Annotated in this window: 7 protein-coding genes and 4 tRNA genes; 3 read left to right on the forward strand and 8 right to left on the reverse strand. The window is 39.1% G+C overall.

The annotated features are described in order from the left end of the window. The first annotated feature begins 277 nt into the window (after nucleotides 1-277). Nucleotides 278-1,858: a peptide chain release factor 3 gene (gene prfC / locus BKK47_RS09940; RefSeq protein ID WP_077494694.1), complete on the forward strand. Its 1,581-nt coding sequence runs from the start codon at nucleotides 278-280 to the stop codon at nucleotides 1,856-1,858. Nucleotides 1,859-1,958: 100 nt separating this feature from the next. Here the strand turns inward: prfC and BKK47_RS09945 are convergent. The 7 genes from BKK47_RS09945 to gloB all read right to left on the reverse strand — a co-directional run bounded on the left by BKK47_RS09945 (nucleotide 1,959) and on the right by gloB (nucleotide 5,341). Beyond that, a tRNA-Gln gene (locus BKK47_RS09945) sits at nucleotides 1,959-2,033 on the reverse strand. A gap of 44 nt (nucleotides 2,034-2,077) precedes the next feature. Continuing rightward, a tRNA-Gln gene (locus BKK47_RS09950) sits at nucleotides 2,078-2,152 on the reverse strand. A gap of 29 nt (nucleotides 2,153-2,181) precedes the next feature. Next, nucleotides 2,182-2,266 (reverse strand) — tRNA-Leu (locus BKK47_RS09955). A gap of 3 nt (nucleotides 2,267-2,269) precedes the next feature. After that, nucleotides 2,270-2,346 (reverse strand) — tRNA-Met (locus tag BKK47_RS09960). 248 nt (nucleotides 2,347-2,594) lie between these two features. Further along, nucleotides 2,595-3,200, reverse strand: a complete 606-nt coding sequence (locus BKK47_RS09965; protein WP_244149135.1) for a phosphodiester glycosidase family protein — start codon at nucleotides 3,198-3,200, stop codon at nucleotides 2,595-2,597. Further along, nucleotides 3,184-4,506 (reverse strand): glutamyl-tRNA reductase, encoded by a 1,323-nt coding sequence (gene hemA, locus BKK47_RS09970; protein ID WP_077494695.1) that lies wholly within the window; start codon nucleotides 4,504-4,506, stop codon nucleotides 3,184-3,186. Before hemA ends, BKK47_RS09965 begins: the two co-directional genes overlap by 17 nt. Nucleotides 4,507-4,639: 133 nt before the next feature. Then, on the reverse strand, nucleotides 4,640-5,341 hold the full coding sequence (gloB, locus tag BKK47_RS09975) for a hydroxyacylglutathione hydrolase (protein WP_077494696.1): 702 nt from the start codon (nucleotides 5,339-5,341) through the stop codon (nucleotides 4,640-4,642). A 21-nt stretch (nucleotides 5,342-5,362) separates the two neighbouring features. Here gloB and BKK47_RS09980 point away from each other — a divergent pair, with 21 nt between their 5' ends. Both BKK47_RS09980 and ycaO read left to right on the forward strand, forming a co-directional pair. Further along, a complete protein-coding gene (locus tag BKK47_RS09980) occupies nucleotides 5,363-6,091 on the forward strand; it encodes a class I SAM-dependent methyltransferase (RefSeq protein ID WP_077494697.1) in 729 nt (242 codons plus the stop codon). 92 nt (nucleotides 6,092-6,183) lie between these two features. Continuing rightward, complete coding sequence (gene ycaO, locus BKK47_RS09985) at nucleotides 6,184-7,947, forward strand: 30S ribosomal protein S12 methylthiotransferase accessory factor YcaO (protein ID WP_077494698.1); 1,764 nt, start codon at nucleotides 6,184-6,186, stop codon at nucleotides 7,945-7,947. A gap of 225 nt (nucleotides 7,948-8,172) precedes the next feature. Here the strand turns inward: ycaO and BKK47_RS09990 are convergent, their stop codons facing one another. Continuing rightward, a complete protein-coding gene (locus BKK47_RS09990) occupies nucleotides 8,173-9,813 on the reverse strand; it encodes a phosphoethanolamine transferase (RefSeq protein WP_077494699.1) in 1,641 nt (546 codons plus the stop codon). Nucleotides 9,814-10,083 lie beyond the last annotated feature (270 nt).

The raw sequence follows: 10,083 nt of genomic DNA on the forward strand, positions 1-10,083 counted from the left end.
TCATAAAGTTATTTTAATGAATCACCTCCAATCAACTATCATGATTGATAACTATCCTCAAATTTTGAAAGGTTTTAAGAATCTATAAAAAATAATAAATAGATAGAAACAATCAATAAATTCATCTTTTGCACATATTTGAAAACGAAACGATTAAATAACGAACAACTTTTCTATTTATACTGTTAGATAACGCTGTTTATTTATATATTTAATTTGAGCAAAATCTTAAAATCAGCGAAAATAACGAACATTTTTTAACGAACAAGAGAAGATCATGACTTATCCTCAAGAAGTGAATAAACGCAGAACGTTTGCGATTATTTCCCACCCCGATGCGGGTAAAACCACTATCACCGAAAAAGTGCTTTTATACGGTAATGCGATTCAAACTGCCGGTTCGGTAAAGGGTAAAGGCTCATCGGCACACGCAAAATCCGACTGGATGGAAATGGAAAAGCAACGTGGAATTTCGATTACCACTTCCGTGATGCAATTTCCCTATAACGATTGCTTGGTGAATTTGCTTGATACGCCTGGGCACGAAGATTTCTCTGAAGATACTTACCGCACTTTAACAGCGGTGGATAGTTGCCTTATGGTGATTGACTCCGCAAAAGGGGTTGAAGAACGCACGATTAAATTAATGGAAGTCACCCGCCTGCGTGATACGCCGATTATCACGTTTATGAATAAACTTGACCGTGATATTCGTGATCCTATGGAATTGTTGGACGAAGTAGAAAATGTACTGAAAATTCGTTGCGCCCCGATCACTTGGCCTATCGGCTGCGGTAAATTGTTTAAAGGCGTCTATCACCTGAGTAAAGACGAAACCTATTTATACCAATCAGGACAAGGCTCAACCATTCAAGAAGTGCGTATTGTAAAAGGATTGAATAACCCTGAATTAGATGCGGCGGTGGGTGAGGATTTAGCCCAACAATTACGTGATGAATTGGAATTGGTACAAGGGGCGAGCAATGAATTTGAATATGATGCCTTTATCAAAGGTGAATTAACCCCTGTATTTTTTGGTACCGCACTGGGTAATTTCGGTGTTGATCATTTCCTTGACGGTTTAACCGAATGGGCACCAAAACCACAGGCACGTCAAACGGACTCCCGCACGGTAGAAAGTTCGGAAGAAAAATTTAGCGGTTTCGTGTTCAAAATCCAAGCCAATATGGATCCAAAACACCGCGATCGTGTCGCCTTTATGCGTGTAGTTTCCGGTAAATATGAAAAAGGAATGAAGCTTAAGCACGTGCGTATTGGTAAAGATGTGGTGATTTCTGATGCGCTAACCTTTATGGCAGGGGATCGCGCTCACGCTGAAGAAGCCTATGCTGGCGATATTATTGGTTTGCATAATCACGGCACAATCCAAATTGGCGATACCTTTACCCAAGGTGAAAATTTAAAATTCACCGGGATTCCAAATTTCGCCCCTGAATTATTCCGTCGCATTCGTTTGAAAGATCCGCTCAAACAAAAGCAGTTGTTAAAAGGTTTAGTACAGCTTTCCGAAGAAGGGGCGGTACAAGTTTTCCGTCCATTAATCAACAATGATTTGATTGTTGGGGCAGTGGGTGTGCTTCAGTTTGATGTGGTGGTTTCCCGCTTGAAAACCGAATACAACGTAGAAGCCATTTACGAAAATGTGAACGTTGCAACAGCCCGCTGGGTAGAATGTAGCGATGGGAAGAAATTTGAAGAGTTTAAGCGTAAAAATGAGCAAAACCTAGCCCTAGATGGCGGTGATAATCTGACTTATATCGCGCCAACTATGGTAAATTTGAATTTAGCCCAGGAACGCTACCCTGATATTGAGTTCTTCAAAACAAGAGAGCATTAGGTAAATGTAAAAAGTGCGGTCAATTTTGATCGCATTTTTTATGTAGTAAAACTAAGAAAGCTTAAAAAAGCTAAATCGAAACAGGACAATCAAGATGAGATGGCTGGGGTACTAGGATTCGAACCTAGGGATGCCGAGATCAAAACCCGGTGCCTTACCGCTTGGCGATACCCCAATAGAGTTTCTTTTAATTAAGAATAAAGAAAATTTAGGATAGTATGGCTGGGGTACTAGGATTCGAACCTAGGGATGCCGAGATCAAAACCCGGTGCCTTACCGCTTGGCGATACCCCAACTACTATTTTGACTTACAAAGCGATAAATGGTGCGGGACGAGGGACTTGAACCCACACACCTCTCGGCGCCAGAACCTAAATCTGGTGCGTCTACCAATTTCGCCAGTCCCGCAAATGGTGGCTACAGCGAGATTCGAACTTGCGACCCCAACATTATGAGTGTTGTGCTCTAACCAACTGAGCTATGTAGCCTTCTATTTGCTAACCATATCGGCTTTGCGGAGCGTATTATGCTGATTTGCCTCTACCTCGTCAATCATTTTTTGTAAAAATCCTAATTTTTAGGTTCAGTTGATTATAAAAAAAACGCTTTTGTTATTTTTTATCCAGTTCGGTCACGGAGATCATTCCAACAAAATGCTTCCAATGGAAACTACTAAATATATCGGGGATATACCAATTAGAAATCGTCCCGTCTAAGTACAAGGCATGGTAGCACCCTATTTTTGTAATCCCTGACTGAAAGTATAAAGATTCGGTTTTCCTGATGTCGTTAAAATAAAAAACAATCGGTTTTTCTTATCCAAACACACTGCATTACGTTTATGGTAACTTTCCAAGTCGGCTCTAAATTGACGATTTATCTTTCCTTCAATGAGCAACATAGGTCCGGATTGCATGGCAAATGTCGGTTTTAATCGCTTTTTTTGATAGGCATTCGTCGTAAGAATGTAAGGCATCTTACCCACTAAAGCAAATACGCCATTAGGCTGAACATGGAAATTTCCCTTCCCTCTCTTCTTATTCAACGGGTTTAATTCTTGACCATTTTCAATCCATAACCCTGCCGGCGTATTATTTTTGCTATAAATACCGGCATTCATGAGCATTTTGATTTGGTAATTTTTTTGTAAGGCACGTTTCAGATTAGTAAGGGAATGGTAGTTTTGACCTTCGCTATCCCGCCAATGTAAGCGCACTTCTTCCGGTTTGGCGTGAAAAATACCATAGGTAATATTCGCATCAGTAAAAGTTCGATATTCCGCCATCGTAGGTAATGCGAGAAAGCCACAAAGTGCGGTCAAAAATTTAACTATTTTTTTCATCGAGAGGATGTGAAAGATTAAGTGTATTAGAGAATAAATGTAACCCCTCCGCATTGCCTGCTTTCATCATAGATTGCATGGTTTGCGTAGGTGCATGAATAAGTTTATTCATTAATTTATAACTTAATTCCTGCAACACGGCTTCTGCATTATCGCCCTGTTGTAAATGTTGTAAGGCTTTTTCCAATAAATCTTGGCGCATCTGCTCCGCATCTTCACGATAATGCTTAATCAGATTGGAAAATTGACGCACTTTCAACCATTCAAAGAAATCTTCGCATTCTTGCGCAATAATCACTTCCGCCTGTTTTGAGGCTTGCTCCCGCTGGCTCAAATTACGCTGAATAATATCCTGTAAATCATCTACTGTGTAATGATAAACGCTATCCAATTTAGCGACCGTCTCATCAATGTCACGCGGAACCGCAATATCGACCAGCAACATTGGAGAATAGTGCCGTTTTTTCTGAGCAAGACTCACCATTTCTTGATTAATAAGTACATTCGGACTCCCCGTTGAGCTAATCACAATATCCGCTTGATCCAGCGCATTTTGTAATTGATCAAGGGAAAAAACATCAATAGGAGTATTGTTTGCCAATTTTTCGACGAGTAACTCCGCTTTTGCGACCGTCCGGTTTGCAATCATTAATCTTCTCACGCCATGACGTAGCAAATGACGACTCACCAGTTCAATGGTTTCTCCCGCCCCGACTAACAAAATATTCACACTATGCAAGGATTCAAAAATTTGGCGGGCTAAACTACAAGCGGCATACGCCACCGATACGGCACTTTCACCGATATTAGTTTCTGTACGCACACGCTTCGCTGTAGAAAAGGTTTTTTGAAACAAGCGGGAAAATTCACTTGAGAGCACAACTTTAGACTGTTGATAATAGGCTTCCGTAATTTGAAAAGCTTGCTTAACCTGCCCCAAAATTTGCGGCTCGCCTAAAATTAACGAATCCAAGCCACAAGCCACCCGCATAAGATGATTGGCAGCGTGTTGGTTTTGATGGGTATAAATACTCGGGGAAAGTTCCGCCAAAGAAAGTTGATGAATATCTGCAAACCAATTTTCTACATTTTGCTGCCATTTATCACACTCTTGCGGTGAAATTTGGCGATGATGCAAATAGACTTCCGTGCGATTACAGGTTGAAAGAATCACTGCCCCTTCGGCAAGATTTTGTTGCTGAATTTGTTGTAAGGCAAGATGTCGCTTTTCATCGGAAAAAGCAACTTTCTCACGCACCGAAACTGAAGCGGTTTTATGATTAATGCCAAGAACAAGAAGGGTCATAATACATTTAGAAATCACCGTATTTTCAACGTACGGCAAAATACTCAATAAAAAATTAATGCGCTATTCTAATGAATTGTGCAACATTGAGCAAATCAACAAACAACAACTCGTCAAGAATAACCTAAAAGAGTTAAAAAATATCTTTTTCTTTTCGTAAAATAATGAAATCTTCCAGTGTCGCCGCTTGCAGAAAAGGATTAATAGACTTCTCCAATCCTAACGTTGTAGGCAAGCTTGGTTTTCCTTCCGAGCGGAGTTTTTCTACAAAAGTGCGGTGATTTTTAACCGCACTTTTATCAGCAATGACGGTTTCGGCAAAGGCTAAATTACTCATCGTATATTCATGTGCGGGGCAAACAACCGTTTTATCAGGCAATGTTTTTAAGCGTAACAATCCTTCAAACATTTGCGCATAATTGCCGGTAAAAACACGCCCGCAACCAGCAGAAAATAATGCATCGCCACAAAACAAGTGATTATCTACCAAAAAACTCACGTGCTGTGCCGTATGCCCGCCGGTCGGGAGCACTTGAATACGATAATTCGGCGTCATAATTTCCCCTTCATTGATAATCTCTGTTGCCCCTTTTTTCGCACATTCTTGCGAACCATAAATCGGTACGTTCGGATAACGCTGTTTGAAATCAGCTACACCTTGAGTGTGATCATCATGCTCATGGGTCAATAAAACCGCTTCAATCGGGAAATGATGTTGTTCAATCCACGAAAAGAGCTTGTCCGTTTCCGGTAAATCGACAATAATAATCGGTAAATTTTTACGTTGATAAAGCCAGATATAATTGTCATTCAACGCCGCTAGCGCAATTAACATAATTCCTCACTAAATTTATTTATGATTATCAATTGGCACGCAAAAGCAAAACTCCCCTTCATATCACCGACAAGTTGGCAACAGCTGCCACAAGGTGAAGCCTATTGTAACGCATTAAAGCACGCATTTGCTCCTTGGTTATCAAAAATTTTGGGCTATCAGATCGCTAAAATTGGTGCATTAAGTGCAGAAATCCCCCTTGAAATACCGACACATCAGCAAATTCTTATTAGTGAAAAAATTTCTCAAAATTTAACTGCACTTTTATCGCCTAACAAAAGCTTAATTCAAGCAATCCCCACCGAGTTACCTCTGATTCAACAAGAAATCAATGCCTGTTTTCTCGCCAACACACTCAACTTTTCCCAAGATCCTCATCAAATTTTACGGGAAACCCATCGTGTGCTGGCTGATGACGGCTGGTTATTTCTCTCTTTATTTAATCCTCTCAGCCCGCTGATTTTCAAACAAAAACTGGGGGCTTTTCCGTTCCGTCAATATCCCACTTGGCGCATTATAGACTGGTTAGAGTTACTTCATTTTGAAATTATAGAACATAAAAATCTCGTCATTAATCATAAAAAGACCACGCTGTTTTCACCTTTAACCCTGATTGTGGCACAAAAACGAACTTACCCATTAACCATGAATACGGAAAAAGTGCGGTCAAAAATCCCTACGTTTTTGCAACCCTCCGAAGCCTTTCAAGAAGAGATGACCTCTTGTCAAATTTCGCCTGATAGCAAGTAGAAAATTCCTCGTAAAGTTAAAATCAATTCTTGCTCCCTTTGCAAAACTCCCCTATTATTCACCGCACTTTTATCTTGAATTTAGGAACAAAAATGAACGAACAAACCTTTATCCCCGGCAAAGATGCGGCACTTGAAGACAGTATTGGCAAATTCCAACAAAAATTAACCGATCTAGGTTTTAATATTGAAGAGGCCTCTTGGCTAAATCCCGTACCGAATGTGTGGTCGGTGCATATTCGCGATAAAGATTGTCCACAATGTTTCTCCAACGGCAAAGGAGCAAGCAAAAAAGCGGCTCTTGCCTCTGCATTAGGTGAATATTTCGAGCGTCTTTCCACCAACTATTTCTTTGCGGATTTCTACTTAGGTCAAGAAATTGCAAACGGTGATTTCGTTCATTATCCAAGTGAGAAATGGTTCCCGATTGAAGATGAAACCGCATTACCGAAAGGAATTTTAGACGACAATTTACTCAACTATTTTGATCCGGACGGAGAACTCACGCCGGAATTGCTGGTGGATTTACAATCCGGCAATTATGATCGAGGTATTGTTGCTATGCCTTATGTTCGCCAATCTGATGAGCAAACTGTCTATATTCCGCAAAGTATTATCGCCAATCTTTATGTGTCTAACGGAATGTCTGCCGGCAACACCAAATTTGAAGCACGCGTACAAGGCTTATCGGAAGTGTTTGAACGCTATGTCAAAAATAAAATTATTGCGGAAGCCATTAGCTTACCGGAAATTCCAAAAGAAGTGATGGATCGCTACCCTTCCATTCAAGCCTCTATCGCCAAATTGGAAGAAGAAGGTTTCCCAATTTATGTCTTTGATGCGTCCTTAGGTGGGAGATATCCGGTTATTTGCGTGGTATTATTGAACCCAAATAATGGAACGTGCTTTGCTTCTTTTGGCGCTCATCCTAATTTCCAAGTGGCATTAGAACGTACGGTGACAGAGCTTCTACAAGGTCGTAGTTTGAAAGATCTGGATGTATTCGCCCCACCTTCTTTCAATAATGAAGATGTTGCCGAACACGCTAATTTAGAAACTCATTTTATTGACTCTAGCGGTTTGATCTCATGGGATCTGTTCAAGCAAACGCCTGATTATGTATTTGTCGATTGGGATTTCTCCGGTACAACGCAAGAAGAATACAATAATCTCATGGCAATTTTCCGTTCGGAAAACAAAGAAGTTTATATTATGGATTACAGCCATTTGGGTGTGTACGCCTGCCGTATTATCGTACCGGGCATGTCGGATATTTATCCGGCAGATGATTTAATCTATGCCAATAACAATATGGGAATGGATTGGCGAGAAATTCTGCTTGATTTACCGAACTGGCATCATGATTCGGCAACTTACCAAGAATTATTGCAAGAATTGGATAGGCAAAATATTGATGACGCAACCCGCGTACGTGAATTTATTGGTATTGTTGCCCCTAAAACCAGCGGCTGGACAACATTACGGGTTGGTGAGCTAAAATCAATGCTGCATTTAGTTTTAGGTGAGTTAGAACAAGCATTGGATTGGGCAAATTGGACGTTAAATATGAATACCTCTGTTTTCACAGCGGAGCGTACCAATTATTACCGAGCATTAATTAGTATTATTGAACTCCATTTGGACGAAAATCGTGCTCCAATGCAGTATCGCGCCGCACTTGAAAAAATGTACGGCAAAGATGCCGTGCAATACGCTTGGGCAGCTACGGCAGAAAAAGGCTATCCTTTCTATAATTTACCGGCAAGTGATGAGATGTTGAAAAATTTCACAGAACATCAAGCCTTATTAAACGCCTATGCGAAACTACAAAAAGCAAAGCGTGAAAATTGGAAATAAACCTCGGGCAAGTGCAAACTTGCCCTTTCTTTAACTAAAAAATACTACTAGAAACCAATATGGCTATTTATGACATCAACTTTATACACAAAACAACTTGTCCATGAACCCATCTGCCATGAATAAAGAAAATGAGCATTAATTAGGTGGAAAGTGAATCAATAAAATAGGCGGAATTATTCTCGCCTATTCAATAATCATGTTCAAATTTCGGATGAATTAAATTTAGTTCCGAATTTTACATTGTGCCAAAATATCAAGTTTTTTATCGTAAATATTTAAATCGTTTTTTATATCTAACATTGAAAAAATCGTGTGAAAATAATTATCGTGAGAATATTCTTGGGTTTCAGCATTTTTACGTAAACAATTCAAGTCAAAACCTTCATTTTTTACCCATGTCGGTGAAAACCACATCACCATGGGAACTCGGGTTTGATAATCCGGAGCGATAGCGTAGGGTGCCGCATGCAAATAAATACCGTCTTCCCCTAGGCTTTCACCGTGATCGGACACATAAAACATGATACTTTCCCAGTTTGTTTTTTGCTCCAAAAGTTTGATTACCTCATTCAAAAAATTATCAATATAAAGAATGCCGTTATCATAAGTATTCACTAATTGTTCATTCGAACATTTTTGGATTTCGTTGGTTTCACAAGTTGGTGTGAATTTTTCAAAGGCTTTGGAATAGCGCTCATTATAGGTTGGACCGTGGCTGCCAATCGTGTGTAATACGATTACTATATCGTTGTCTGACTTATTTAGTTCCTTATCCAAATCTTTTAATAAAATCTCATCTAAACATTCCCCATTTCTGCAATATTCAGCCAAATTTAATGCTGTTAGATTCTGCGTAGGAACACGTTCGCATACACCTTTACATCCCATATCGTTATCACGCCATAAAACATCAACACCGGCACGCTGTAAAATATCTAATAAATTATCTTCATGTTCCGCCTTAGTTGCATTGTAATCAGAACGGGTATAACGAGAAAACATACAGGGTACGGAAATTGCCGTTGCAGTGCCGCAACTTGAGACATTTTTAAAATTGATAATATCATCACGAACTGCCAATTTTGGCGTAGTTTGGCGGGCATAACCATTCAATCCCCAATTTGGGGCTCTTGTTGTTTCCCCCACTACTAAAATAGTCACATGACGATACTCATCCGGTTTTTCAACTGATGTATCTAAACCGATCTCTGTGAACGGTAGATTAGTTCGATAATTTTTCTTCACTAATTGTATTGTTGAGCCAATAAAATTCGATGGTACAATCAAATGCACAATTTCCTTATTATTACGTGAAAATGCCGCATAATCCTTATAGTAAAATTTCCCAATAATGATCACAACCACGCAAGAAAGTACAATCATTCCTAAACGAATCAAGATTTCTTTATACCAACGACGATAATTCACTTGTGTACGAATATACAACCAAGCCGGAATAACCCCTAAAGCAAAGATCCACAACAGATAAGAGGTCGTGACCATTCTAGAACTTTCGGCAAAGTTCGTCTGAAGAACATTATTCAGCTGATTACTATCAAAATAAATACCAAAGAAAATTTCCTGATAACTAATTGCAGCGCTAATGACTAAAAGTAATGGAATAACCACTTTATGTAGAATTGGTAAACTAATGAGCTGAAATGCGGCATTGAGCGTAAAGAAAACAAAAAATGGGACAGTAAATAAAAAATAATCTTCAGAACTACCGGTAAAAGGATTAAGTTTTAATACTGTTTGATAAAATTGGTAATTCAAAACCAGTGTGAAATAAAGTGAAACTAAAGCAATAATAGTCGTTGATGAAAGAGAAAACTTTCTAAAAATATATTGTGAAAATCGCATAAAAAACCTATTAAATTAAATATAGAGCTGAGTAAATAATAATACAGACCGGACTTTAAGACAATCTTAAGCATTTAAAGTGCGGTCATTTCTAATTTAATTTTATGGGGAAATAATAATGGATACTTTTCTAATTAAAAGTAAGAAAGAATGGTATTTCTAGTTAATACCAACTAAAAGAGTAGGAAATATTAAAAACACAAAAACATTCAGCTCATACCATTTATCTAATTAGAACATTCCGAGGGGCAATAACCCAATTCAAAGGAA

The sequence above is a fragment of the Rodentibacter mrazii genome (genome assembly GCF_001998825.1).
GTDB classification, from domain to species: Bacteria; Pseudomonadota; Gammaproteobacteria; order Enterobacterales; family Pasteurellaceae; genus Rodentibacter; species Rodentibacter mrazii.

Excerpts from the sequence above, each read along its gene's own strand:
- gloB (WP_077494696.1), bottom strand. The coding sequence starts at position 5,341 with ATGTTAATTGCGCTAGCGGCGTTGAATGACAATTATATCTGGCTTTAT.
- prfC (WP_077494694.1), top strand. The coding sequence starts at position 278 with ATGACTTATCCTCAAGAAGTGAATAAACGCAGAACGTTTGCGATTATT.
- BKK47_RS09980 (WP_077494697.1), top strand. The coding sequence starts at position 5,363 with ATGATTATCAATTGGCACGCAAAAGCAAAACTCCCCTTCATATCACCG.
- BKK47_RS09990 (WP_077494699.1), bottom strand. The coding sequence starts at position 9,813 with ATGCGATTTTCACAATATATTTTTAGAAAGTTTTCTCTTTCATCAACG.
- hemA (WP_077494695.1), bottom strand. The coding sequence starts at position 4,506 with ATGACCCTTCTTGTTCTTGGCATTAATCATAAAACCGCTTCAGTTTCG.
- ycaO (WP_077494698.1), top strand. The coding sequence starts at position 6,184 with ATGAACGAACAAACCTTTATCCCCGGCAAAGATGCGGCACTTGAAGAC.
- BKK47_RS09965 (WP_244149135.1), bottom strand. The coding sequence starts at position 3,200 with ATGAAAAAAATAGTTAAATTTTTGACCGCACTTTGTGGCTTTCTCGCA.